General features: G+C 60.5%; 21 protein-coding genes and 1 tRNA gene. 12 read left to right on the plus strand and 10 right to left on the minus strand.

Translation table 11 applies throughout. The annotated features are described in order from the left end of the window. The first annotated feature begins 19 nt into the window (after positions 1–19). Both VCA57_RS04390 and VCA57_RS04395 read left to right on the plus strand, forming a co-directional pair. Entirely contained in the window at positions 20–1,702 is a 1,683-nt protein-coding gene (locus VCA57_RS04390) for a phosphate ABC transporter substrate-binding/OmpA family protein (protein WP_411183746.1), read from the plus strand. A 58-nt stretch (positions 1,703–1,760) separates the two neighbouring features. Continuing rightward, positions 1,761–2,522, plus strand: coding sequence for a substrate-binding periplasmic protein (locus VCA57_RS04395; RefSeq protein ID WP_411183747.1), 762 nt, complete (start codon positions 1,761–1,763; stop codon positions 2,520–2,522). Here VCA57_RS04395 and VCA57_RS04400 read toward each other — a convergent pair. From VCA57_RS04400 to prlC, 3 genes are read right to left on the minus strand one after another with little or no spacing between them, the layout of a single operon-like run. Beyond that, complete coding sequence (locus VCA57_RS04400; RefSeq protein WP_411183748.1) at positions 2,512–3,291, minus strand: DUF3658 domain-containing protein; 780 nt, start codon at positions 3,289–3,291, stop codon at positions 2,512–2,514. The genes VCA57_RS04395 and VCA57_RS04400 overlap by 11 nt on opposite strands. Before the next feature lie 21 nt (positions 3,292–3,312). After that, positions 3,313–3,600, minus strand: a complete 288-nt coding sequence (locus VCA57_RS04405) for a YheV family putative zinc ribbon protein (protein WP_411183749.1) — start codon at positions 3,598–3,600, stop codon at positions 3,313–3,315. Further along, complete coding sequence (gene prlC / locus VCA57_RS04410; protein ID WP_411183750.1) at positions 3,597–5,645, minus strand: oligopeptidase A; 2,049 nt, start codon at positions 5,643–5,645, stop codon at positions 3,597–3,599. Before prlC ends, VCA57_RS04405 begins: the two co-directional genes overlap by 4 nt. Positions 5,646–5,817: 172 nt before the next feature. Here prlC and VCA57_RS04415 point away from each other — a divergent pair, with 172 nt between their 5' ends. Both VCA57_RS04415 and VCA57_RS04420 read left to right on the plus strand, forming a co-directional pair. Next, on the plus strand, positions 5,818–6,360 hold the full coding sequence (locus tag VCA57_RS04415; RefSeq protein ID WP_411183751.1) for a gamma carbonic anhydrase family protein: 543 nt from the start codon (positions 5,818–5,820) through the stop codon (positions 6,358–6,360). 121 nt (positions 6,361–6,481) lie between these two features. Next, positions 6,482–7,453: a hypothetical protein gene (locus VCA57_RS04420; RefSeq protein ID WP_411183752.1), complete on the plus strand. Its 972-nt coding sequence runs from the start codon at positions 6,482–6,484 to the stop codon at positions 7,451–7,453. Between the two features lie 121 nt (positions 7,454–7,574). Here VCA57_RS04420 and VCA57_RS04425 read toward each other — a convergent pair whose 3' ends face one another. From VCA57_RS04425 to VCA57_RS04435, 3 genes are all read right to left on the minus strand, one after another. Next, positions 7,575–7,889, minus strand: coding sequence for a hypothetical protein (locus VCA57_RS04425; protein ID WP_411183753.1), 315 nt, complete (start codon positions 7,887–7,889; stop codon positions 7,575–7,577). Then, on the minus strand, positions 7,886–9,112 hold the full coding sequence (locus tag VCA57_RS04430; RefSeq protein WP_411183754.1) for a tyrosine-type recombinase/integrase: 1,227 nt from the start codon (positions 9,110–9,112) through the stop codon (positions 7,886–7,888). Before VCA57_RS04430 ends, VCA57_RS04425 begins: the two co-directional genes overlap by 4 nt. Before the next feature lie 165 nt (positions 9,113–9,277). Continuing rightward, positions 9,278–9,354 (minus strand) — tRNA-Arg (locus VCA57_RS04435). A gap of 337 nt (positions 9,355–9,691) precedes the next feature. Between VCA57_RS04435 and gabD the strand changes: the two genes are divergently transcribed. Together gabD and gabT are read left to right on the plus strand one after the other, a co-directional pair. Continuing rightward, positions 9,692–11,134, plus strand: a complete 1,443-nt coding sequence (gene gabD, locus VCA57_RS04440; RefSeq protein ID WP_411183755.1) for an NADP-dependent succinate-semialdehyde dehydrogenase — start codon at positions 9,692–9,694, stop codon at positions 11,132–11,134. Positions 11,135–11,305: 171 nt separating this feature from the next. Beyond that, entirely contained in the window at positions 11,306–12,586 is a 1,281-nt protein-coding gene (gabT, locus tag VCA57_RS04445) for a 4-aminobutyrate--2-oxoglutarate transaminase (RefSeq protein WP_411183756.1), read from the plus strand. Positions 12,587–12,776: 190 nt separating this feature from the next. Here gabT and VCA57_RS04450 read toward each other — a convergent pair whose 3' ends face one another. Both VCA57_RS04450 and VCA57_RS04455 read right to left on the minus strand, forming a co-directional pair. Beyond that, the gene (locus VCA57_RS04450) at positions 12,777–15,677 is read right to left on the minus strand and encodes an EAL domain-containing protein (protein WP_411183757.1); all 2,901 of its coding nucleotides are present in this window, start codon (positions 15,675–15,677) and stop codon (positions 12,777–12,779) included. Positions 15,678–15,836: 159 nt separating this feature from the next. Continuing rightward, positions 15,837–16,253 (minus strand): hypothetical protein, encoded by a 417-nt coding sequence (locus tag VCA57_RS04455; protein ID WP_411183758.1) that lies wholly within the window; start codon positions 16,251–16,253, stop codon positions 15,837–15,839. A 200-nt stretch (positions 16,254–16,453) separates the two neighbouring features. On the opposite strand from VCA57_RS04455, the gene arsS reads away from it, so the two are divergent. The 5 genes from arsS to VCA57_RS04480 are packed head-to-tail and all read left to right on the plus strand — an operon-like array spanning position 16,454 to position 22,638. After that, positions 16,454–17,422, plus strand: a complete 969-nt coding sequence (gene arsS, locus VCA57_RS04460) for an arsenosugar biosynthesis radical SAM (seleno)protein ArsS (RefSeq protein WP_411183818.1) — start codon at positions 16,454–16,456, stop codon at positions 17,420–17,422. Positions 17,423–17,437: 15 nt separating this feature from the next. Continuing rightward, positions 17,438–18,823, plus strand: coding sequence for a sodium:solute symporter family transporter (locus VCA57_RS04465; RefSeq protein ID WP_411183759.1), 1,386 nt, complete (start codon positions 17,438–17,440; stop codon positions 18,821–18,823). After that, a complete protein-coding gene (locus VCA57_RS04470; protein ID WP_411183760.1) occupies positions 18,823–19,791 on the plus strand; it encodes a hypothetical protein in 969 nt (322 codons plus the stop codon). The genes VCA57_RS04465 and VCA57_RS04470 overlap by 1 nt, the downstream gene beginning before the upstream one ends. After that, entirely contained in the window at positions 19,784–21,925 is a 2,142-nt protein-coding gene (locus VCA57_RS04475) for an FAD-dependent oxidoreductase (RefSeq protein WP_411183761.1), read from the plus strand. The genes VCA57_RS04470 and VCA57_RS04475 overlap by 8 nt, the downstream gene beginning before the upstream one ends. Then, on the plus strand, positions 21,925–22,638 hold the full coding sequence (locus VCA57_RS04480) for a DUF3047 domain-containing protein (RefSeq protein ID WP_411183762.1): 714 nt from the start codon (positions 21,925–21,927) through the stop codon (positions 22,636–22,638). The genes VCA57_RS04475 and VCA57_RS04480 overlap by 1 nt, the downstream gene beginning before the upstream one ends. Positions 22,639–22,642: 4 nt before the next feature. Here VCA57_RS04480 and VCA57_RS04485 read toward each other — a convergent pair whose 3' ends face one another. Further along, entirely contained in the window at positions 22,643–23,713 is a 1,071-nt protein-coding gene (locus tag VCA57_RS04485; protein WP_411183763.1) for a fatty acid desaturase, read from the minus strand. Positions 23,714–23,812: 99 nt separating this feature from the next. Between VCA57_RS04485 and VCA57_RS04490 the strand changes: the two genes are divergently transcribed. Continuing rightward, complete coding sequence (locus VCA57_RS04490; protein WP_411183764.1) at positions 23,813–24,841, plus strand: AraC family transcriptional regulator; 1,029 nt, start codon at positions 23,813–23,815, stop codon at positions 24,839–24,841. On the opposite strand, the gene VCA57_RS04495 is transcribed toward VCA57_RS04490, so the two are convergent. Continuing rightward, a complete protein-coding gene (locus tag VCA57_RS04495) occupies positions 24,838–25,731 on the minus strand; it encodes a LysR family transcriptional regulator (RefSeq protein WP_411183765.1) in 894 nt (297 codons plus the stop codon). The two genes, VCA57_RS04490 and VCA57_RS04495, sit on opposite strands and share 4 nt — an antisense overlap. Between the last annotated feature and the right edge of the window lie 23 nt (positions 25,732–25,754).

Here is a 25,754-nt window from a genome sequence, read left to right on the forward strand (position 1 = left end):
TATGACAGGGAGACACGTCATGTATTTATCCACACCTCGGCAGCGCCAGCGCGGCAACGCCGCCGGTAAGTTGCTGACCATCGTGCTGGTGCTCGGCCTGCTCGGTCTGGGCGGCTGGCTGGTCAGCCAGGATATGCTCGACAAGAGCAGTGCCCCGTTGCTCGGCGGTCTGCCCGCCAGCCTTGGGGTGAGCAACACGCCAACCCCGAGTGAACCGGTGGCGGGCACGCCGACCCTGCAGTCGGCTGCGCCCTATGAGATGAAGAACAACATCATCGACATCGACATGAGTGAGTACGCCGGCTATGGCGGGCTGATCGTCGCCAACGGTGGTCTGGAGCCCAATCCGGAATCCTTCTTCGCCAAGCAATACGGTTTTCAGGTGCGCCTGAGCAAGGGCGAGAGCGAGGAATGGTCGGCGCTGAACAACGGCCAACTGGCCGCCGTGGCGACCACCGCCGACGTGCTGGCGGTACTCGGTCGCCAGTTTGAGGTCACGGTGCCGGCGCAAATCGGCTTCTCCCGTGGGGCCGACCAAGTGGTGGTGGACAGTGGCATCGCCAGCGTCAATCAGCTCAAGGGCAAGGTGCTCGGTGCTACCCAGTTCAATGAGAGCGAGTTCTTTATCCGCTATCTGGCGTCCGAAGCCGGTGTGCCGGTTAAAGTGCTGCGCGACTTGGATTCCCGCCCTGCGCCTAACGAGCTGGGCTTGGTGTTCTACGAGGATGCCTTTATCGCGTGCGATGCCTACGCCGCTGAATTGACCGGCAAGCAGCGGCTGAATGGCTGCGTCGGCTGGTCGCCGCGTACCGATGAGGTGGTCGCTGAGTCTGCTGGTGCAGCGAAGATGCTGGTGTCTAACCGCAACCTGTTGGTGGTGGCCGATATCCTGGTGGTCAACAAAGGCTTTGCCAGCGCCCACCCGGAAATAGTTAAGGGCCTGGTGCATGGCTTGCTGGAAGGTAACCGGCAACTGCGCGACGACCCGCAGGCGCATGCCGAACTGGTCGGCAAGGCTTTCGGCTGGACCCGCGAGGAAACCCTCGACGAGTTGAGCAAAGTGCACCTAAGCAACCTGCCGGAGAACCTGGCGTTCTTCGACGGTAGCATCGACTCGGCTGGCTCCTTCCAGGGCATCTTCCAGTCCTCGGTATTGGCCTACGGTTCGCTGATCCGCAATCCGTCCGATCCGGCGCGCTTTGCTGATCTGCAGTACCTCAAAGCGTTGGATGCAGGCGGCCTGTTCAAGGGCCAGAGCATTGCCATCGCACCGATCCGCACCAGCGGTAAGGTGGCCCTGGAGGGCGACGCGCTGTTGAGCAAGGATATCCGCTTCTTCTTCGAAGCCAACTCGGCTGAGTTGGACAAACAGGCCAAGGACAATCAGGACTACCTGGACACCATCAAGAAATTCCTCCAGGTCAGCCCAGGTTCCATCGTTCTGCTGCGTGGCCACGTGGATAATGCCATGGTCGCCGACTTTGAACGCCAAGGCGGCCCGGCGCTGGTTAAACGCATGGCCTTGAAGGCTATGGAGCTATCGCGCGAACGCACCCTGGCCGTCAAGGAAGCCCTGTTGGCTCGCCACCCAGGTATCTCTGAGGCGCGTATCGAGCTGGTCGGCCGTGGCTGGGAAGAGCCCTTGGGCCAGGACAGCGAGCAGAACCGCCGCGTCGAGGTGCAATGGTTTACCCTCGAATAAAGTTATGGCAGACAAGTCGTGGCCTAAGCTTCAACCATAGCCTCTGGATATTGGTCTGATGTTGCAGCGCTTGGTGGTCTACCTGTTATTGAGTTTGTGCTGCTGTGCTCAGGCCGAAAACCTGCGTCTGGTCACCGGAGATGGCTATGCGCCCTTTACCGGCAGAGAGTTGCCGGCTGGCGGCCTGCTCACTCAGGTTGTGCATGCCGCGCTGCTGCGGGGCGGTGTCGATAGCTCGCTGGAGTGGCAGCCGTGGAATCGCGGCTACCTGAAGACCTTGCGCGGTGAGTACGACGCGACTTTTCCCTATGTGCGCACGCTTGAGCGAGAGCAGGATTACCTCTACTCCGCGCCATTGCTGGTGCTTGAAGACCATATCTTCAGCCGTGCGGATGACCCTATCGAGCAGGCGACTGCGCAGACCATGCAGGGGCGTCGGGCGTGTATACCGCTGGGCTGGCAGCCGCCGTCAGTCATCCAAGCGTTGCTGGACCAGAACGTCATGAGCCGACACTCGCCAATAGGCCTCAAAGAGTGCGCGCTGCTGGTGGTGATTGGCCGTGATGACTTCTTTGTTGCTGATCGACGCTTGGGTGAAACGGCGTTGCAGCTGTTGGATGGCCGGCAGCAGCAGGTGAGTCGTTCCCATAAGATGATCAGTAGCAGCTCTTTGCACCTTATCGTGCCGCGCAATAACCCGCGCGCAGCCGAGATCATCGATCTATTCAACCAGGGGCTGGCCAAGCTTAGGCTCAGCGGTGGCTACCAGCAGGTGCTTGAAGGCTATATGCAGGCACGAGGGCTCACGGCTAGTGAGTAGTAGGCCGGCGGACTTGCTGCTCTGCGTAAGCACAGGCCATCGGCAACGCCAGCTCCAGCAAACCAGTCTGGGTTAACTCACGGGCGCGCCAGTGCAGGAAAAAGTCTGTCGGAAAGAACCCATCGCTTTGCGCCATAACACCGGCCATGACCCGTGCCAGCGGTTGCCATGCGGCGGTACAGGCGTGCAGCAATGGCTTATCTACCAACCCATATTCGCAGTGCTGAAAGCTACCGGCATACCAGGTGCGAATGGCGGCGTTGTGGTGTTTGGCATGCTGCCATTGCTCGGCCAGCAAGGCACGTCTGTTGGCATCCAGCCGTTGCCGCTGCTGATACAGCGCCGGCAGTTCTTCTGGACGACGTAACGACACCGCGCGGCGCGGCGGTAACTGCGGATTGCCGCACGCTACCTGCCACAATTCGACAGCCGAGCCCGCCAGCGCATGGGCGAGGCGTGCCAGCAGCAATTGCTCGGAGCAGCTATCCCCATGCCAGACGGTAACCGCCCGCTCGCCAGTTGCCAGCCCGGCCAGCCAACGCGCGTCCTCACTCAAGCCTGCGGTGAAATCCGGCACGGGTTGCTCTGACTGCGGCCAAACGCCTTGCCAGTAAGCGCTACGAATGCTGCAAGGTGGCGTGTCGACGTCTTCTAGCGTGCCGACGGCAAGGTCGTCACGCATTACCCGCAGGGATTCTTCCGCTACCTCGCTTCCGAGGGCAAAGCGCACGCCTTCGGCCGCTGCATCACCACAGACTAGATGCCACATACGCCCTCCTTGGCTGCGTGCTTACTCGCTCGGCTTCTTCAACTTCGGATTAGGGAAGAACTGCACCGCCTGTACCTTGGGATCGGCGGCTTTGGGTTTTAGTGCGCTGATATTGACCCGCGTGGGCAACTCTTTGGGCACCGAGTTGCCGCGTTCATCCAGGGTGTCGGCGTAGCCGCAGGCCACGCACTCGCGGTTCGGCACGCCATCGACATTCCACATCTGGATCTTGTCCATTTCGCTACACGCCGGGCACACCGCGCCGGCGATAAAGCGTTTTGCGCTGATATTCACCGGTGCGTCGCTCATGCCGCCTCCTGGCTCAGGCCAAGGTGGCGCAGCAGGGCGTCGATACGTGGCTCACGGCCACGGAAGTCGACAAACAGCACCATCGGCGCTTGTGAGCCGCCGCGCGCCAGAATTGCCTCGCGGAAGGCTTGGCCGGTGGCGCTGTTGAACACGCCGTCTTCCTCGAATTTGGAGAAGGCATCGGCACTGAGCACTTCCGCCCATTTGTAGCTGTAGTAACCCGCCGCATAACCACCGGCGAAGATGTGCGCGAAGCTGTTGGGGAAGCGGTTGTAGGCCGGCGGACGCAGCACCGACACCTCGCTACGGATGCCTTCGAGTACGTCGAGCACGCTGCGGCCGTCGCCGTGGGTGGCGTGCAGCTCGAAGTCGAACAGGCTGAACTCGATCTGCCGCACCATCATCAAGCCGGATTGGAAGTTCTTCGCCGCCAGCATCTTGTCCAGCAGGTCCTGTGGCAGTGGCTCGCCGCTTTCATAATGGCCGGAGATCAGCGCCAGGCCGTCAGGCTCCCAGCACCAGTTCTCCATAAATTGGCTTGGCAGTTCGACAGCATCCCAGGCCACGCCGTTGATGCCCGATGCGCCGGCATGCTCAACGCGGGTCAGCAGGTGATGCAGGCCGTGGCCGAATTCGTGGAACAGGGTGGTGACTTCATCGTGGGTCAGCAGCGCCGGCTTGCCGCCGACTGCCGGGGTGAAGTTGCACACCAGGTTGGCCACTGGGCTGATCAGTTTGCCTGCGGCGTCGCGGCGTTTGTCACGGGCACCGTCCATCCACGCGCCGCCACGTTTGTTGGCGCGGGCATAGAGGTCGAAGAAGAAGCGCCCGACATGCGCGCCGTTCTCGGTGATTTCAAACAGGCGCACGTCCGGGTGCCAGGCGTCGAAGCCGGAGAGTTCTTTGATCTGGATGCCGTAGAGTTTTTCGACGATGGCAAACAGGCCGCTGAGCACTTTGTCGATGGGGAAGTAGGCGCGCAGGATCTCCTGGGAAATGCTGTAGCGCTGCTCGCGCAGCTTCTCGCTGTAGTAGCCGACATCCCAGCTTTGCAGGTCGTTGCAGCCTTGTTCGGCGGCAAAGGCTTGCAGCTCTTTCAGGTCTTGCTCGGCAAATGGCTTGCCGCGTGTGCCGAGGTCGCGCAGGAAGCTCAGCACTTGCTCGGTGGTCTCGGCCATTTTGCTGGCCAGGCTCAGTTCTGCGTAATTGGCAAAGCCCAGCAGCTTGGCCAGTTCCTGACGCAGCGCGAGGATTTCCAGCATCACCGGGCCGTTGTCGTTCTGTCCGGCATTTGGCCCTTGATCGGAGGCGCGGGTGCAGTAAGCGGCGTACACCTCTTCACGCAGGGCGCGGTCGTCGGCGTAGGTCATTACCGCGAAGTAGCTGGGGAATTCCAGGGTGATCAGCCAGCCGTCGAGCTTTTTCGCGGCAGCGGCTTGCTGCATTTGCGCCTTGGCTGAGTCGGTCAGGCCTGCCAGCGCGGCTTCGTCAGTGACGTGCTTGCTCCAGGCCTGAGTGGCATCGAGCAGTTGGTTGGAGAATTTGCTGCCCAGCTCGGAGAGCTTCATCTGAATTTCGCCGTAGCGCTTTTGTTGCTCGGCAGGCAGGTCGATACCGGACAGACGGAAATCGCGCAGGGTGTGTTCCAGGATGGTCTTCTGCGCCACGTCAAAACCAGCGGCTGCCGGGCTGCTGGCGAGTTTTTCATAGGCTTGGAACAGCGGCTGGTTCTGGCCGATCTCGGTCCAATACTCGGACAGTTTCGGCAGGCAGGCCTCGTAGGCCGTGCGCAGTTCGGCGCTGTTGCACACCGCATTCAAGTGGCTGACCGGGCTCCAGGCTTGGCCCAGGCGCGCGCCCAACTCATCCAGCGTCAACACCAAACCATCCCAGCTCGGGGTGCCAGACTGTTGCGCCAGCAGCTCGGCCATGGCTGCACGGCTATCGGCCAGGATGCTGTCCACAGCGGGCTCGACATGCTCTGGGCGAATGGCGGAGTAGGACGGTAGATCAAAGGCTTGCAGCAGCGGATTGTTGGCAGTCACGACAGGTCACCTGTAACGGAATGGGTTTGCAGCTGTGACCCCGGCGGGCGCAAAAGGCTCCCAGGGTAGGCTTGAGTGGGCAGTGGCTATTGGTAAAACAGCGCGCATACCCTGAACATGGGTGCCATCTTAATTACAATCAAGGCCTGACGCAGCTTAAGAGGTTTCTATCGTGGCGATTCGTACTTACCAGCAATTCACTCCACAGCTTGGCGAGCGGGTGTTTGTCGACGCGTCTGCCGTGGTCTTGGGCGATGTAGAGCTGGGTGCCGACAGCTCGGTTTGGCCGCTAACGGTGATCCGTGGCGACATGCACCAGATCCGTATCGGCCAGCGCAGCAGCATTCAGGACGGCAGCGTGCTGCATATCACCCACGCCGGGCCGTTCAACCCTGAAGGCTACCCGCTGATCATCGGCGACGACGTGACCATCGGCCATAAAGTGATCTTGCACGGCTGCACCCTGGGTAGCCGTATTTTGGTTGGCATGGGCAGCATCGTCATGGACGGTGCCGTGGTCGAAGACGACGTGATCATTGGCGCTGGCAGCCTAGTGCCGCCGGGCAAAGTGCTGCAAAGCGGTTACCTGTACGTCGGCAGCCCGGTGAAGCAAGCGCGAGCGCTGACGGACAAAGAGCGCAACTTCTTCACCTACACCGCTGCCAACTACGTGCGCCTTAAAAACCAACACCTCGCCGAGGGCTACGGCCAATAAGCGGCGGCTAGCGTCTGCCCGCTACGGGCGAAGAGTCGTGCGCGGCGATTCACGGTAATTGCGACCATGCGTGGTTATTCTTGCGCGCCAATGGACTGCCCATCACTGAAAAGGACTGCGCATGAGCACCACTAACCCCTTTCTCGCGCCGCAGGCTGCCGCCCCCACGCCTGTCGACGAATCACCCACTTTGCCCCTGGCCCTCACGGGTACTGCACTGCTGATCGCGCTGATTGCATTGCTCTATGAGCAGATCATGCAGTGGTTCTGGCAGCCGATGGACCTTTCCATATGGCTTAGCGTTCTGTCTCAATCGCTGGGCTGGTGGGGCGCTCATCTGCTTACGGTTGCTGTCTTCACGTTCTGTTTCAGCCATACCTACTTAGAGCGTTATGCCCTGCGCGCGTATCGCCAGCAGCATCTGCTGATCGGCTACGGCGTATTCAGCCTGGTCATGTACCTGGTGATGGGGTTGGTCTTCAGTCAGGTGCTGTTCTGGGCCTACGAGACCTCTGGCTTATTTGAATATGGCCAGGTTCTTGGCTCGTTGTTTATGCGGTTAGTTGGCTTGGTGCAATTCGGCGTGGAAATTGTGTTGCCGCTATGGCTGTGCCTGCACCTGCTCAGGTCATCCGCGTCAGGTGAGGCCAGTGTTAGCGTGTTCAGCGCAACGACCATAGCGCTGTGCTTTGCGCTGATAACGGCGGCACTGAATATTCACTTGAGCACCTTGGTTGTGCAGCTCGTTGGCCATTTCACCTCGTTGCCTAGCAGCAGCGGTTGGGAGATTTTGCTGATACTGATCAACAGCATGCTCGTCGCTTTACTGGCCTTCGTTGCCGCCTGGCGGGCTCTACCGACAAAGGTACGGGGGTTCAGGGGGGATCGTCTGCTACTGGCCAGTGTTATTACGCTGCTGCTCTGGCTCGTTACCACTGCACTTTCTGCGTTGTTGCTGGTGGTGTTGTTAATATCCGGTTCGATCAAGGGGGAGCTGGTTATGCTGGCGCTGTTCGGCCTGGTGCAGTTGGCATTGCTCTGGCCATTCAGCCAGCTTGGCCTGCGCTGGGGCTATCGCGCGCAGCCGGCCTAATAGCGCCCGCACCAGTGAAAATGCCCGCCGAGTGCGGGCATTTTGTTGCCTCTTTAGCTGCCTGTGCGGCAGTGAAGATGTCTTCGCCGTTTACGGTGAGCTTGTAGTATTTCTGAGCTGCCTATGCGGCAGTGAAGAGAAGGCTCGTTAAATAGCTCAAGCGTTTCAGTGAGCGCCTAACAGCATCCTCACTTATCGTGCCGTCTTGGCTCTTCCAGTCGAATGAGGTGAACATGCCAACAGCCATATTCAGCAGATCGAGAGCCTGTTTCTGCATCTCGGGGCTGCCTTTGTTAGCCTCAATAACCCGATGAGCTTGAAAGGCGCACGACTTCAGCAGGTCGCCCGGATTGTTTGCTGGGTCATCTCCTTGTAACCACTCCCACGGATCGTATTCTGGCCTTTCCATAGGCACCTCACTCTTGGGTTTATTCATGCCGTCTTGAACTCCACCACGTTGCCCTGTGCGAGCGTGTCTAGGTGATCGGCATACCACTGCATCATGGTGCGGCGCTGCTCGATGTAAGTGGCTTTGTTGTAGACGCCGGACACACCATCTTCGAAATGGGATAGCTGAGCCTCGACGTGATCCTTGGCAAAGCCATTTTCACGCAGGATGGTGGACGCGATATGACGGAAGCCGTGGCCAGTTTGCCGGCCGGCGTAACCCATGCGGCGCAGGGCCATATTAAAGGCCATATTGCTGCGTGGTTGGGAGCGATCGTTACGACCAGGGAACAGCAGAGGATAAACCCCGGTCATCTTGTGCAGCTGCTCCAGAGCATCAAGCGCCTGGCGAGAGAGCGGCACGGTGTGGGGGCGGCGCTTCTTCATCCGTTCTGCAGGTATCTGCCACAGCCCGGCCTTGCGGTCGAACTCATCCCAGCGTGCCTCGCGTAGCTCACTGGGTCGCACGCCGGTAAGCATCAACAAGCGCAGACCAAGGCGCACATCATGGGCGTGAGGGTAAGCAGCGATGGCACGCAGCAGTGCAGGCAGCTCCGTGACTGTGACGTGAGCGTAGTTCTCGGCAGGCTTGGATTGCAGGAAGCGGTTAAGCCCTTCCAGGGGGTTATGCACTGCACGGCCAGTGACGCGGGCCAGGTCGTAGATCTCTTTGCAAGATCGGCGCACCCGGCTCATCTGCTCGATGATATCCAACTGCTCCATGCCCCGCAGAAACTCCATCCACTCAATCGGCAGGATGCTGGCATACAAGCGCTTGCCGAATACCGGCAGCACATGCAGCTCTAAGGCGCCGATGGTGCGCGTGGCTGTACTGGGTGCCCAGCCTGGTCGGCGTATTTCGATCCACTCTCGCGCCAGGGCCTCAAAGGTGCTGTTGGCCGCCGCCAGCTCGGAAGCCTTGCGCGCATGTTTGGCAGTCAGAGGATTAACACCATCCGCAGCGTCGGCCCGCAGTTCGGCAGCCTTCTGCCTTGCGCCGGCACCGCTCACCTCGGGGTAACTGCCGAGGCCAAGCCATGACCACTTGCCGTCCGGCTTCTTGTAACGCAGCTCCCAGAACTTACCGCCATTGGGCTTCACCCGGAAGTACAGACTCTGGCCGTCATGCTCCCTGTAGGCCGCGCTTTCTGGCTCCAGGCCAGCGAGGGCGGTATCTGCCAGTGGACGGCGCTTGATCTCGCTGCGCTTCATTCCTGTATGCCTCCGGTTCGAATTTCAAGCCAGCATACAAGCTGGCATACACGAACGGAAAGGCTATATGGGAATAAGAGGGCGCATATAGAAACAAAAAACCCGCACTAGGCGGGCTTTTCATGGTGTTTCCGGTTCATGTGGGAACATGTGGAAACTAGTATATGGCGCACCAGGCGGGATTCGAACCCACGACCCCTGCCTTCGGAGGGCAGTACTCTATCCAGCTGAGCTACTGGTGCAGCGCGGGCGCAATCATACGCATCTCGCTAGCTGGCGTCCATGCTGCTGCTTTTTGTTCACGATTCTGCACAGAAGCTACAACTCAGCTTCTATCTTTCCAATTCAGAAGAATTAAACACAATACCCGTTAATTTTTCCGAACAGACTCTTGCCCTTTACCCCTCTTGACCCTAGGATTCGTTTGAGATTTCAAACGCTATTGCTGGAATGGCCTGAGCTGCATGTTACCGCTCGCCAAACACGGCCTAGCCCCACCGATTAAGCCCGGATGCGCTGCCATGTGGCGCTTTCAACTACCCGTACCGATGCCAGGGTGTCGGAATTTAGGAGACTGCAATGCAACTGAAAGACACCCAGCTGTTCCGCCAGCAGGCTTATATCGACGGTACCTGGCTCGATGCCGACAGCGGCCAGACCATCAAGGTCAATAACCCGGCCACCGGCGAAATCATCGGTACAGTGCCGAAGATGGGCGCAGCAGAAACCCGTCGCGCCATCGAAGCAGCTGACCGTGCCTTGCCGGCCTGGCGTGCACTGACCGCCAAGGAACGCTCGAACAAACTGCGCCGCTGGTTTGAACTGCTGATCGAAAATCAGGACGACCTCGGCCGCCTGATGACCCTGGAGCAAGGCAAGCCGCTGGCCGAAGCCAAAGGCGAAATCGCTTACGCCGCGTCGTTCATCGAGTGGTTTGCCGAAGAAGCCAAGCGTATCTATGGTGACGTGATTCCGGGTCACCAGCCTGACAAGCGCCTGATCGTGATCAAGCAGCCAATCGGCGTGACCGCAGCCATTACCCCGTGGAACTTCCCGGCTGCGATGATTACCCGTAAAGCCGGCCCGGCCCTGGCCGCCGGTTGCACCATGGTGATCAAGCCGGCTTCGCAAACCCCATTCTCCGCCCTGGCCCTGGTTGCTCTGGCTGAGCGCGCCGGCATTCCGAAAGGCGTTTTGAGCGTAGTAACTGGCAGCGCTGGCGACATCGGTGGCGAGCTGACCAGCAACCCGATCGTGCGCAAGCTGTCGTTCACTGGCTCCACCGAAATCGGTCGCCAGCTGATGGCCGAATGCGCCAAGGACATCAAGAAAGTGTCCCTGGAGCTGGGCGGCAACGCGCCGTTCATCGTGTTCGACGACGCGGACCTGGATAAGGCCGTCGAAGGCGCGATCATCTCCAAGTACCGCAACAACGGCCAGACCTGCGTGTGCGCCAACCGCCTGTACATTCAGGATTCGGTCTATGACGCGTTCGCCGAGAAGCTGAAAGTCGCGGTGGCCAAGTTGAAGATCGGCAACGGTCTGGAAGACGGCACCACCACTGGCCCGCTGATCGATGAAAAAGCCGTGGCCAAGGTCAAGGAACACATCGCCGATGCCCTGAGCAAAGGCGCAACGCTGCTGGCTGGCGGCAAGTCGATGGAAGGCAACTTCTTCGAACCGACCATCCTCACCAACGTGCCGAACAACGCAGCCGTAGCCAAGGAAGAAACCTTCGGTCCGCTGGCACCGCTGTTCCGCTTCAAGGACGAGGCTGACGTGATCGCCATGTCCAACGACACCGAGTTCGGCTTGGCCTCGTATTTCTATGCAAGCGACCTGGGCCGCGTGTTCCGCGTAGCAGAAGCACTGGAATACGGCATGGTCGGCGTCAACACCGGATTAATCTCCAATGAAGTCGCGCCGTTCGGCGGCATTAAAGCCTCGGGCCTCGGCCGCGAAGGCTCGAAGTACGGCATTGAGGATTACCTGGAAATCAAATACCTCTGCCTGGGCATCTAAACCCCGGCGAAGTAACTCCGCAGAGGTGCACGAGAGCGCTGCACCTTCTGCATTTATATGGACAGACCCTGTGGCCGGGTGTGCTGCGGCAGTCGATCATCGAATACTGCCAAGCCATTGCGGTAACACATCCTTGAACCACGCCGCGACTAAACGGCGAATGAGGACACCATGAGCAAGACCAACGAATCTTTGATGCAACGCCGTATGGCCGCCGTTCCACGCGGTGTCGGCCAAATCCACCCGATCTTCGCTGAGCGCGCGGAAAACGCCAGCGTATGGGACGTCGAAGGCCGCGAATATATCGACTTCGCCGGTGGTATCGCCGTACTCAACACCGGCCACCTGCACCCCAAAGTGGTGGCAGCCGTGCAGGAACAGCTGACCAAGCTGTCGCACACCTGCTTCCAGGTGCTGGCTTATGAGCCCTATGTCGAGCTGTGTGAAGAAATCGCCAAGCGCGTACCGGGCGACTTCGCCAAGAAAACCCTGCTGGTGACCTCCGGCTCGGAAGCGGTAGAAAACGCCGTGAAGATCGCCCGTGCCGCCACTGGCCGCGCCGGCGTAATCGCCTTCACCGGTGCCTACCACGGCCGCACCATGATGACCCTGAGCCTGACCGGTAAAGTCGCGCCGTACTCTGCCGGCATGGGCCTGATGCCTGCTGGTGTGTACCGCGCCCAATCGCCGTGCGAGCTACACGGGGTTAGCGAAGACGAGTCCATCGCCAGCATCGAACGTGTGTTCAAGAACGACGCACAACCGCAAGACATCGCGGCAATCATCATCGAGCCGGTGCAGGGCGAGGGCGGGTTCTACACCAACTCCCCAGCATTTATGCAGCGCCTGCGCGCCCTGTGCGATGAGCACGGCATTCTGTTGATCGCTGACGAAGTACAAACCGGCGCTGGCCGTACCGGCACCTTCTTTGCCACTGAGCAACTGGGCGTGATTCCAGACCTGACCACCTTCGCCAAATCGGTAGGCGGTGGCTTCCCGATCTCGGGCGTGTGCGGTAAAGCCGAGATCATGGACGTGATCGCCCCTGGCGGCCTCGGCGGCACCTATGCGGGCAGCCCGATTGCCTGCGCAGCGGCTTTGGCCGTGCTGAAGGTATTCGACGAAGAAAACCTGCTGGAGCGTTCACAAGCGCTGGGTGAGAAAGTTAAAACTGGTCTGCGCGCGATCCAAGCCAAGCACAAGGTGATTGGCGACGTGCGTGGTTTGGGCTCGATGATTGCCATTGAACTGTTCGAGGGCGACGAGAAGCGCACCCCGGCAGCCGCACTGGTCAGCATGATCGTCGCACGTGCGCGCGAGAAGGGCTTGATCCTGCTGTCGTGCGGCACTTACTACAACGTCATTCGCTTCCTGATGCCAGTGACCATTCCCGATGCACAGCTGGAGAAAGGTCTCGCGATCCTCGCCGAGTGCTTCGACGAACTGGCCTGATACTCAGCCCGTGAATGCAAAAAACCCGCCTCGGCGGGTTTTTTGTTTGCTGCAATCTGCTCTGCGCAATAGCCCGATTAGGCATGGAACGCTGGCGCAGTGCCGCCACCCGCATTGTTGGTTGCCCTGCGCATCACCTTGCAGGACAAACCAAGCACTCTAAACAGCTTATTTGGCTAAGGCAGGGATCTCAGTCTGCTGGAGCGCATCCCTGGGTTGTAGACGTGTAAACCTCGTCCTGAGCTGCATCACTCAACTGCGTGAGCGGCTGTGGATGGCCAATGCAGTAACCCTGGGCATAGTCGAGCCCCAGCTGGCGCACGCAATCGAGGGTCGCCTGAGTTTCGACGAACTCGGCCACAGTACTGAGGCCCAACTGGCTGGCAATCTGCTGCATCGAGCCGACCATGGCCTGGTTGATCGGATCGGCCTCAATGCCGCGGATAAAGCTGCCATCGATCTTCACGATATCCAGCGGCAAATGACGCAGATAAGCGTATGAGGCGAAGCCGCTGCCAAAGTCATCCAGTGCCACTTTCAGCCCCAGGCTACGCATCTGCTTGATCCAATGCGCAGAGACACCCAACTCACCGAGGGCAACCATCTCGGTCACCTCGATGCATACCTTGTGCGCCGGTAGGTTATGTCGCAGTAGTTCGCTGTGGAGCATTTCATGGAAGTGCGCGTTAAGCAGCGAGCTGGCAGTCAGGTTGACGTTAACCTGGGCCAGTTGCTGCATATGCCGTGGGTTGTCCGCCAGCCACTGCAGCAAATGTGTCACCACCCAGCGGTCGATGGCCCCGAGAAAACCATAGCGCTCTGCCGCGCCGAGAAATTGTCCGGGGCTGATCAACTCGCCGTTTTGTGGATCGCGATAGCGCAGCAGCACTTCATAACGCAGGCCATCGCTATTGCCCTGCAACGCCATCACCGGCTGGTAGAACAACTCAAAGTGACCGAGCTCAATGGCCTCGCGCAGGCGGGTAATCCATTGCAGCTGGCGCTGGTGCTCAAGCAACACACCATCGTCTGGATTAAATTGCTGCACCCGATTGCGCCCCAGGTGCTTGGCCAACTGGCTGGCACTGTCGGCCCAATTCAGCGCAGTCTCCCAGTCGCTGACCGTGCTATCCAACTCCAGCAGGCCGATGCTGACCTGCACGCGGAATGGCCGCCCCTGCCAACTGAAGACAAATTGCTCAACGCAGTTACGCAAGGTTTCCGCATGTGCCTGCGCCTTTGTATTACTGGCCCCGCGCAGTAACACCGCGAATTCGTCACCACCGATACGTGCCAGTTCGGCCTGCGCTGGCAAGTGATGCAGCAGGCAACTGGACAGCTGGCGCAGCAATTGATCGCCCGCCGAATGCCCGCACAGATCGTTAACCTGCTTGAACTGATCGAGATCCATGCTCAGCAGGTGGCTGAAGCGTTGCGTGCCCTGACTCTTGAGACTCTCGCGCAGCAAGCGCTCCAGTTCTCGCCGATTGAGTAAACCGGTCAATGAATCATGGGCGGCCAAGTAATGCAGACGCTCTTCCAGAGCGCGGCGCTCACTCAGGTCGACCACGATGCCTTCGATGCAGTCCTGGCTAGGGCGCAAATGCAGGGACAGATAAACCCAGTGGCGCTGCCCATTGAGCCCCAGCACCTGGCACTCTTGGCTGCTCGCAGGCTGTTCACGGTGCAAAGCAGCCACTAGATCAGCCCATTGTTCTGCGCCTAATAGCTGTTGCATGGACAGCCCCGCGACAGCTTGTCCAAGCCCCAACAATTTGGCAAAACTCGGGTTGGCTTCAATCAATTCGCCACTGCGGGTGCAGCGGAAAATCCCCTCACCGCTGCTGCTGAACAACGCCTGGTACTGCTGCAAGTTACCCCGCGCCTGAGCCTTGCTTTGCAACAGCGCACGACGGACCTGCTCCAGTTGCTTATCGAGCAAACCACCAAATAACAGCACGCTGAGCACAGGCAGGAAGGCATGTAGGTAGTTGGAGCCCGGCAGCAGCGGAATTAGCCCCGAGCGACTAAGCGGCACGAGTAACATCAACAGGATAGCGCCGCTCCAGCACAGCAAATAACCGATGGCATAAGGCCGTCGTTGGCGTACGGCAAGCACCAACAACAACAGCTGAAACACGCCGGTCAGCAGAATCAGAACATTCAATGCCTGATAAGCGCGGTAGTTGCCATAACTGCCAATCGTCCAGGCAGATACCAGCAAGATCAGCACAAACAGGCCACTACGCAGCAACCTGAGTCGTCCCAGCCGTACCCGCAACGCACTGGCAAGGAACAAACTGCTGCAAATCAACAGCCCAGGGTTAGACAGGTTGGACAGTTGGTTCTCCAGCCAGATCCACTGCGGCCCCAGCAATCCGATCACACCGTGCAGGCTGGCGTTGTACAACGCGACACTGATCAGGGTCAGGCAAAACCACAGCAATTGCGGCTCACGCAACGTGCTGAAGCGAATCAGGAAAAACACCGTAAACACCAGCAAAGCGCCCAATAGCAGGCCGCTTTGCAGCCAGTGCTGGGCCAGCAACGTACTGCTTTGCGCCGTCCCGACCAGTAGCAACGGCAGGCTCACCGAGGAGCCACTTTGCACCCGCACCAATACACTGTGCGGGCCAACGGCCAAACGCGGCAAACTGAGCATGATGTGCGGCGAAGGCTCGCCTCGCTGGAGAAAATTACGGTGATCACCGCTGTAAAGTGGCGTGAGCAAGCGGCCGTTTTCATACACCCAGACTTCGATATCGTCGAGCGAAGGTCGATCAATAATCAGGCTAATGCGCTCTGTTGAGGGCACCGCCACTTGGAACGCCACCCACCACGCACTGGCCGAATAGCCCATATATGGCGTACCGAGCACCAACTGCCCCTGCAGCTCAATCCGCGGCAGCACGTCATCCACCGTCAACTTACCGCTAGGGTCTTCCAATAGCCGGCTGGCAGGTATCTCAACAGGCTGCCGCAGCTGCTCGCTGCTCAGCACCAGCAACGGCAGGTCCGCAAATACCGGGCCGCTGCCCAGGAGAAAACCCAGCAGCAGCGCCCACAAAGGAAGGTTAAACAAACGGGACATCCTGGCGCCTCAATAAACTGCGAGGTGCGCCAAGGCTCGAATGAACACAGCCCGCCAGCGAGGACGAGTTGACGCCAAAAGATTCTAGCTGAGAACCGGCGATTTGATTGCGCTGACCGTCTCACTCAGCGCTAGTAATAAGCCGGTGAATCGGCTCCTTTAGCGCAGCAACAAGGTCCGGGCCAGAATCAAAGTACCAACACCCCAAGTGGCGTTGAGCAGAAAGCCGATCAGGAAGCGGCCAGGCAACTGCCGCAGATCAAAGCCCAGGCCCTTGAGCGGAAAAACCACCAGTAGTGCGACAGTGGTGAGGGCGATACCGCCGAACAGCAGTGCCTTCAGCCAAGGTTGTGGCTTGTGCGCATCCCAGCGCAGCACCAGCAGCATCACCACGGCCCAAACCCCACCCCAGAAAGATGCCGAGAGCAGTGCCGGCACGCCTAACGGCGCGGTCGGGCTCAGGTTAAACGGCGCGAACGGCACCACCGCCATGGCATGCAGCAAGCCCAGTATGGGTTGATGGAAAAACGGCACAGCCAAGAATCCCGCCACAAAGAACAAGCTCAAACGTAACATCGATAGATCTCCCGCTTTCTGGCGTTGGCTGATACTGCCTGACGCTTGTGAGGTTCGTAAAACTGATTGAACAATATTCTTCGTGCTGCGCCGTAACAAAAACCTCCGGGCACTCTCTATAGTGGCTACACAGAGGCTGACAAGATTCAGCCCGCCGCGCCCACACGGCGCGTCAGCATGAGGAGTTAGCCGTGCACGCTATGTTGCCATTGCTCGACCAACTGGCTTTTCCGGCAATCCGCCGGGGCCAGTTGGAAGCGCTGCAGATCAACTTGACCTACCGCTGCAACCAACGTTGCCTGCATTGCCACGTGAATGCCGGGCCGACGCGCACCGAGGCGATGACCGACGAAAGCCTGGCCCTGCTGCATCAGGTAATCGATGCACACCCGGTGCAAACCTTGGACCTCACCGGCGGCGCGCCGGAAATGCACCCACGTTTTCGCGAAATTGTTGTCCATGCGCGCCGTGAAGGCCTGCGGGTGATTGATCGCTGCAACCTGACCATTCTCAGCGAGCCCGGCTATGAAGACTTGGCCCAGTTCCTCGCCGAGCAAGGCGTTGAAGTCAGCGCCTCGTTGCCCTGCTACTCACGGGATAACGTCGACAAACAACGCGGCGATGGCGTGTTCGCGGCCAGCATCAACGGCCTGCAACAACTCAACGCGCTCGGCTATGGCCAACCCGGCAGCGGTCTGATTCTCAACCTGGTGTACAACCCGCAGGGTGCGAGCCTGCCGCCTCCTCAGCAAGGCCTTGAGGCCGACTATAAGCGGCACCTGGCCGAAGACTTTGGCATCGTCTTCAACCACCTACTGACCATCACCAATCAGCCGATTGCGCGCTTTGGCAGCACCTTGGTCAGCAAGGGCCAGTTCAACAACTACATGCAATTGCTGCGCGACAGTTACCGCCCGGAAAATCTCGACGCGCTGATGTGCCGCTCGCTGGTCAGCATTGACTGGCAGGGCTACCTGTACGACTGCGACTTCAACCAAATGCTCGACCTGCCACTGCCCTTGCAAGGTCAGTTGATTGGCCGCCAGCGCGCGCACTTGCGCGACCTGCTCAGCGCCACACTCGACGGCAACCCGATTGTTACCCGCGACCACTGCTACGCCTGCACGGCCGGGCAGGGTTCCAGCTGTGGCGGCGCATTAAATGAATAAGCGTGGAGTAGACATATGAGCAGCACGGTCGGGCTGTTTTTCTGGGGATTCCTGCTGGTGTATGGCGTGCTGATGGTGGCGCTGTCACCGCGCGCGGTGACCCTCGGTGGCTTCTTCAACGGTGAAGACAATCAAGGCCGCAGTGCTGCGCCCTGGTTGCTGACCTCAAGCATTTTTATCAGCTGGATCTTCGCCAAGTCGGTGACCAATGCCGCCAATCTGGGGGCCAGTTACGGCCTGATCGGTGGCCTGGCCTACGCCATGTATTGGCTGTCGATTCCGCTGACCGGCTTCGTCATCTACCGCCTGCGCCGGCGTTATGCAGCCACGGGGCTGGTGAGCTTCCTCAGCAGCCATTACGGCCGTGGCGCAGCGCTGGCGTTTTCTGCGGCCATCCTGATCCGCCTGTTCAACGAGGTGTGGAGCAACACCGCCGTGGTTGGCGGTTATTACGGCGACGCCGGCAGCATCGAGTTTATCGGCGCAGCCTTGCTGTTTACTGCCGTGACGTTGGCCTACAGCCTGCGCGGCGGCTTACGTAGCTCGATCCTCACCGACGCGGCGCAGGCGGCGATCTTTATCGTCGCGCTGATCTGGGTACTGGGTCTGGTATTACCACAGCACTCACCTAGCGAACTGGCCAGCACCAGCCACTGGGCGCTGAACGCCGGGGTCGACTTACTGTTGGTCGCCGGCTTGCAGGCCTTTAGCTATGGCTTTCATGACCCGGTACTGACTGATCGCGGTTTTATCAGCGAAGAGAAAACCATGCGTCGCTCATTCGTGATTGCCGGCGTGCTGGGCTTTATCGCCATCCTCGCGTTCAGCCTGATCGGCGTACATGCGCAGCTTACTGGTTTAGCGGCTTCAGATAACGTACCCGCCACCCTGGCCAAGACCATGGGTATCGGCGCGTTGCTGGTGATGACCGTGGTGATGGTCTCTGCCGCCGGCTCAACCCTGGACTCAACCTTCTCCAGCCTGGCCAAGCTGGCCGGCCGTGAGCTGCCCAAGTTGGCGGGCCGCGATCTGGGCCAAAAAGCCATCGGCGTCGGCATGGCGGTGATGGTGCTGTTCGCTCTGCTCGGCAATCTGCCGATGATCGCCGGCACCGACATCCTCAAGGCCACCACCATCAGCGGCACCATGGTTATCGGCCTGGCGCCGGTGTTTATCCTGCACGGCCTGACCACGCCAACCCGCCTGGGCTTTCACCTGAGTTTCTGGACCGGTCTGGGTCTCGGCCTGGCCCTGACCCTCGGCTGGATTCCGCCGAGCTGGGCCATCGGTGACGGTAAATATGCGCTGCTGCTCGGCACCAACCTGTATGGCCTGGGCCTGTGTGTGCTGGGCTACCTGATTCCCGGCTGGTTGCGCACCGGTCAACGAGGCGCGGCCTGATGCGCGCCGGCCGCGATTGCCCGCTGGACTATCGCCTGGCACCAGAGGCCTTTAGCGGCGAGCCGCTGTTCGACTGCGATGTGCTCTATGTAGTCGGCGGTCTTTATGGCAACCGTCAGGCGCTCGCGGCACTGCAACGACGATTGGCTGCCGAACCCAATGCCCGAGTGGTGTTCAACGGCGATGCGCACTGGTTTGATCGTGACGGCGAAATCTTCCAGCACATCGAAGAAGGGCTGAACCCGCACCTGGCCTTGCGCGGCAATGTCGAAACCGAGCTGGGCCGCGCTGATGACAGCGGTGCTGGCTGTGGTTGCGCCTATCCGTTGAGCGTGGATGACGGCGTGGTCGAACGCTCCAATGCCATTCAACAAACCCTCAAGCAAACTGTGCAGGGCTTACCCGGTATGGCCGAGCGCCTGGTCGCACGCCCGAGTACGGCACTGGTCAGCATCGGCGGGCAACGTGTGGCCATCAGCCATGGCGATGAACAGTCCCTGGCCGGCTGGAATTGCTCGCGCGAGTTGCTGAGTGAACCGGCACGCCAACAACAGCTGGATAGCTGGTTCGCCACTCACAACGTGCAAGTTCTGGCCACCAGCCATAGCTGCGCCGCCGTCGCGCTGAACCTTAAGCATGGCGCGCTGGTCAATAACGGCGCGGCCGGCATGCCCAATTTCGCCGGCGGCCGCTATGGTTTGCTCAGCCGTATCGCCACCACTGCGCACCCGGCGGCGCTGTATCGCTGCCAGCGCGACGGATTGTTTATCGAGGCCCTGCCGCTGAACTACGACCACGCTGCCTTTCTCGCCGACTTTGACCGCCAATGGCCCGCCCACAGCCCGGCGGCGCTGTCCTATCGCACACGCATTCTCGGCACTGTGGCGGATCAACCGTCGCAAGCCCTGCTGGCCGGCTTCAGCCTGTGCCAGAGCCTCTGCGCCCTGGAGGCGCTGACTGATGAATAGCCGCAAAATCGCCCTAATGGGCCTGATCCTCGCACTGCTCGGCAGCTTCTTTGTCTTCGACATTGGCCAGTACCTCAACCTGGAGGCGCTTAAAGCGCAGCAAGTTGCCCTCAACGCCCAGGTCGCCGAGCAGCCCTGGCTGGCGGCGGGGGTGTTCTTTCTCGCCTATGTCGCGGTCACGGCGCTCTCCCTACCCGGTGCGGCACTGATGACCTTGCTTGGCGGCGCGCTGTTTGGATTGATTGAAGGCTTCGTGCTGATTTCCTTTGCCTCCACTTTGGGCGCAAGCCTGGCCATGCTCAGCAGCCGTTTTCTGCTGCGTGACTGGGTGCAGAGCCGCTTCGGCCAGCGCCTGGCGAGCATCGATGCCGGGGTCGAACGTGAAGGCGCGTTCTACCTGTTCGCCCTGCGTCTGGTGCCGCTGTTTCCGTTCTTCCTGATCAACCTGGCCATGGGCCTGACCCGCCTGCCGCTGCGCACCTACTGGTGGGTCAGCCAGCTGGGCATGCTGCCGGGCACCCTGGTGTACGTGAATGCCGGGCGTGAACTGGGCCAGCTCGACTCCCTGGCTGGCATCCTCTCGCCGGGGCTGCTCGGCGCGTTCGTGCTGCTTGGGGTGTTCCCACTGATCGCGCGCAAGCTGCTCGGGCTGATCCAGGCGCGGCGGGTGTATGCCGGCTGGCACAAACCGAAAACCTTCGACCGCAACTTGGTGGTGATCGGCGCAGGTGCCGGTGGCCTGGTCAGCGCCTATATCGCTGCAGCGGTGAAGGCCAAGGTCAGCCTGATCGAAAAACACCAGATGGGAGGCGACTGCCTGAATACCGGCTGCGTGCCGTCCAAGGCGCTGTTGCGCTCGGCCAAGCTGGCTAACGAACTTAAGAAGGGTGAAGCCCTGGGCTTTACCGGCGTACAGGGCCAGGTGGATTTCCCAGCAGTGATGCAGCGCATCCAGCGGGTGATCGCCGACATCGAGCCGCACGATTCGGTCGAGCGCTACAGCGGCCTGGGCGTCGAGGTGATTGAGGGTGAGGCGAAAATCCTTTCGCCCTGGACCGTCGAAGTTAATGGCCAAACCCTGAGCAGCCGCAACCTGATCATCGCTGCCGGCGCGCGGCCGTTTGTGCCGGATATTCCCGGCCTTGAGCAGGTGCGTGCCTATACCTCCGACAGCATCTGGACTCTGCGCCAGCAGCCACGCTGGCTGCTGGTTCTGGGTGGCGGGCCGATTGGCTGCGAACTGGCGCAGGCCTTCCAGCGCCTCGGCAGCCAGGTGATTCAGGTCGAGCGCGGCGGCCGCCTGCTGCCCCGTGAAGATGCCAACGCCAGCGAAGCGGTGATGAGCAGCCTGCGCGCCGATGGCGTCGACCTGCGCCTGCGCCATCAGGCCGAGCGCTTTGAAGTGGTCGACGGCGAAACCCGCATGATCGCGCGCAACCTGGACAGCGGCGAAGCGGTAACTATCGCCTTCGACTGTCTGCTGCTGGCCCTCGGTCGGCAAGCCAATGTCAGCGGTTATGGTGCCGAGGAACTGGGCCTGACCCTGCGCGACAATGGCACCCTGGAAACCGATGAATACCTGGCCACGCGCTTCCCCAATATTTTTGCGGTAGGCGATGTCACCGGGCCTTACCAATTCACTCACGTAGCGGCGCATCAAGCCTGGTACGCGGCGGTCAACGCGCTGTTCTCCGGCTTCAAGCGCTTTAAGGTCGATTACCGGGTTATTCCACACTGCACCTTCACCGACCCAGAGGTAGCCCGTGTTGGTCTCAGTGAGGGTGAAGCCAAGGGGCAAAACGTCGCCTATGAAGTGACCCGCTACGGCATCGACGACCTCGACCGCGCCATTGCCGACGAAGCAGCCCATGGCTATGTACAAGTGCTCACCGTGCCAGGCAAAGACCGCATTCTCGGCGTAACCATAGTCGGTGAACACGCCGGTGAGCTGCTCAGCGAATACGTGCTGGCAATGAAACACGGCCTGGGCCTGAACAAGATTCTCGGCACCATCCACAGCTACCCGACCATGAGTGAAGCGAACAAGTACGCCGCCGGTGAATGGAAACGCGCCCACGCCCCACAAGGGTTGCTGCGGCTGGTCGAGCGCTTTCACGCCTGGCGGCGCAGCTGATGCGCGGTTTACTACTAGGCCTGCTGCTCATCACGCCACTGACCCAGGCGGAGAACCTGCTGACGCCCTGGACAGCAGGCCCGCCCGCCGCACAATGGTCAGCGCCGTGGAAGCTCGCGGACATTCCCAAGCTCAAGCCGTCGCAGCGCACGCTGGTCGAGCAGGACGGTAAGCAGGCGCTGCGCATCCAGGCCGATGCGGCTGCCGGCGGGCTGTTGCATCCGCTCGATCTACCCGGCGATCAACCCTGGCAACTGAGTTGGCAATGGCGCACCGAACAGCGCCTGGATAAAGCCCGTTTCGCCACCCGCGAAGGTGATGACTACGCCGCACGGGTGTATGTGCTGCTGGATTACCCGCTGAACTCGCTGAGTTTTGTCACCCGGCAAAAGCTACGGCTGGCGCGGACCTTTTTCGACCCCGACCTGCCCGCCGCAACCCTGAGCTACGTTTGGGATAACCACGAAGCCCCTGGCACTCATGCCCGTAGTGCCTATACCGAAACGGTTGAGATGATGGTGCTGCGCGGCCCCGAAGCAGCGCTGGGCGAGTGGCTAAGCGAAAGCCGCGACCTGAATGCCGATGCCATCGCCGCCTTTGGCAGCGCACCACGCAAGATCCTCGGCGTGGTGTTTGCCGCCGACAGCGACAACACCGGCGAGTCGGCCACCAGCTACTTCGCCGCGCCGCAATTGCAGCGCGGCAAGCCCTGACGCCTTAGGCAGTTTGCGTCTGCTGCACCGCCTGCTTGTCGGCCTGGCGCGTCCAGCGATTAGCACGGGCAAAGGTGCCGAAATCGTTAAAGCGCACACCATGCTCGCGCATCACCTTGTGCGCGAACGGCACGCTGAGCTGGCGGATGTAGAAAGGCTCCTTGACCGCAAAATGGTGAATCGCATGGCTGCTACCGAAGTTAAAGCAGAAGGCTTGCAGCGGCCATAACCACCAAGGATTGAGCACCTGGGTTTGCTGGATCACGTTGCCCGGCTCGACATCGCCGTAGTAGTGCATGTTCGAGCTAACAAAATGCAGGCAGAAGGTGCGCAACACGTTAGGGCCAACCAGCACCACCACGGCGATATTGACCACGCTCATCACACTTAGCGTGGTCGCTGACCAGGCTACCGGCACACCGAGTAGAGCACTAATGCCGCTGATGGCATGAAAGCCGAGAAACACATACCAGGTACCCCAGTTGAGCAGCGCCAACGGCGCGTAGACGCGCAGGGTGCGCCAAAGGATCGCGCGTTTGTGCGTCCAGGTTGCCGCCCGCAGCATACGAATCACGGAGGCCATAACGTTGTCGCCGACCATCAGCAAGCGGGCGATGCCCCAAGGCTCGCCATTGGTAATAGCGCGTTCCTCCAAGTCCTGCTCGCTGCCGGACACCTTGTGATGATTGAGGTGCAGGTGGCGGCGAATCCACGGATTGATGGTGCTCGGCCGCGCCAGCCAGACCAGCGCCAGCATCAGGTTGTGCGGCACCCGCTGCTTGCGGAAATACATCGAGTGGATCAGGTCGTGTTCCAGCTCGTGGGTCAGCGAGGCAAAGAAGGCATTCAGCAGCAAGCAGCCCCACCAAGCCAGATAACCGGTGAGATACAGCGCCGCCGAACCGATCATCCCGGCCAGGGCAAAGGCCAGAATACCGGCACCGAGGGCGTCCTGATGCTTCAGAATGGGGAAGCGCTGACGCAGTTCAACGCCGTGCGCTAACACCTGCTCGCGAATAAGCGCTGATCGCTGTTGGTCATTAAGCGCAGCAGCACTTGCAGGGGAATGGGACATGGCTACATCCTCTTGTTGATGTGACGGCCACTGTGCCGCGAAGCCCGGGCGAGTGCCTGACCCTGAACGCCAACCTGTTGACCGGACCCGCCAATCTGCATGACTGCCGAACCCACAACCCTGGCCAGCTGGACCCGCGCCCTGCGTAAGCAGCTCGATGCGCTGGGCCTCGACAGTGCCGCGTTGTGCCAAGCGGCCGGGCTCGACCCGAGCCTGCTCGACGATCCCAATGCTCGTTGCTCGCTGTCCATCACCACGCGTTTGTGGCAACTGGCGGTGGCGGCCAGCAGCGATCCGGCGCTGGGCCTGAAGACGTCACAGTTCGTCAGCCCTACCACCTTTCACGCCCTCGGTTACGCCCTGGTCGCCAGCAGTAGCCTGAAGGAAATGTTTGAGCGCATCGTGCGTTACCACCACGTGGTCAGCGATGCCCTGGAGCTGGAGTTACGCGAAACCGAGGACGGCTACGAATTCCGCTTTCGCGTACCGCCCGGTAGCCTGCCACCCGCAGCCGAAGCGCTGGATGCCTTTGCGGCGATTTATGTGCGCAGCTGCCGCAACCGCCTGGGCCGCGACTTTGCCCCGCTGGCCGTGCATCTGCAGCGTGCCGAGCCGCTTGATGCCCAGCCCTGGCATGCGGTGTTCCGTGCGCCCCTGCAGTTTGCCGCCGCCGACAACTTGCTACGGTTTAGCCGCGCGACCTTTGAGCAACGCCTGGACGATGGCAACCCGGAGTTGGCCGAACACAACGAGGCCGTACTCAAACGCACCCTCGAACAACTGCATAACGCCACCTGGACGCGTAAGGTGCGCGACTGCCTGCAAATGCAGTTACCGGACGGCGAACCGTCCGCCGAGCGTATCGCCCAGGCTCTGCACTTGAGCCTGCGCAGCCTGCAGCGGCACCTGGCCGACGAGGGCAACAACTACGAAAGCCTGCTGGCAGACACCCGGCACAACCTGGCGCTGCAGCACATGCACGACCCGCGCTGTTCGATCAGTGAGATCGCCTACCTGCTCGGCTTTGCCGATACCAGCAGCTTCAGCCGCGCGTTCAAACGCTGGACCGGACAAGCGCCCAGCCATTACCGCGAAAGCCTGAAAGCAACGCGAACAGGCGATGCCTAACCCTGATTAAGCTGGGTTTTAAGCAACTCGCGAAAGGTCTGAATAAGCGGCTCCTTGGAGCGCCCGCGACGCAGAATCAGCGAGAACGGGGCCTGATAACCAAAGGTGGCCGGGAGCAATACCCGCAGCCGCTTTTGATCGGCCCACGGCTGCGCATAGTGCTCTGGCAGGTAACCGATATAGGCACCGGATAGCACCAAAATCAGCTGCGCCTCCATCGACTCCACCGTCGCGGCGCTGTGTTTGAAACCATGCCGGGCCAGCTCGGCCTGGCTCCAATAGCCACGGCCGACCATGCGCTGCTGGGCGATCACTTCCTGCGGCACACGCCGCTCACTAAATAGCGAGTGCCGCTCGCTGCAATACAGCCAGTGCTGCTCGCGGTACAGCGGCTGGTAAACCAAGCCATTCATCCGTGTGGAAAATGCACCGATGGCCAGATCCAGACGGTTATCCAGCACCGCCAGTTGCAACTCATAAGGGCTGGCCACCGACAGGTGCAGGTGCACGCCCGGATGCTCCTGGCTGTAAGCGCCAATCACCTCCGCCAGCGGCAAGGCCGGATCGCTCACCGTAGAATCCAAGACGCCAAGGTTAAGCGTGCCGCGCAGCTCGCCCTTGAGCGCCGCCGAATAACGCTCAAAGTCATCCAGCTCACCCAGTAGGCGCAAGGTTTCCTGATGGAACAACTCGCCTTTGCTGGTCAGGCTAAAACCACCACGCCCCCGATGACACAGGCTCAGGCCTAACTGCGCTTCGAGTTGGCTCATGTAGGTGCTGATCGCCGAGGTCGACAGGTTGAGGTCCTGCTGCGCTGCGGCAAAACCCTGGTGACGCACCACCGAGGCGAAGATGCGCAGCAGTTTTAAATCAGGCAGGGACAGGCTCATCAGGGCTCCGGGCAGCGGTGAAT

The organism is Pseudomonas sp., assembly GCF_046581935.1.
In the GTDB taxonomy this organism is placed as follows: Bacteria; Pseudomonadota; Gammaproteobacteria; order Pseudomonadales; family Pseudomonadaceae; genus Aquipseudomonas.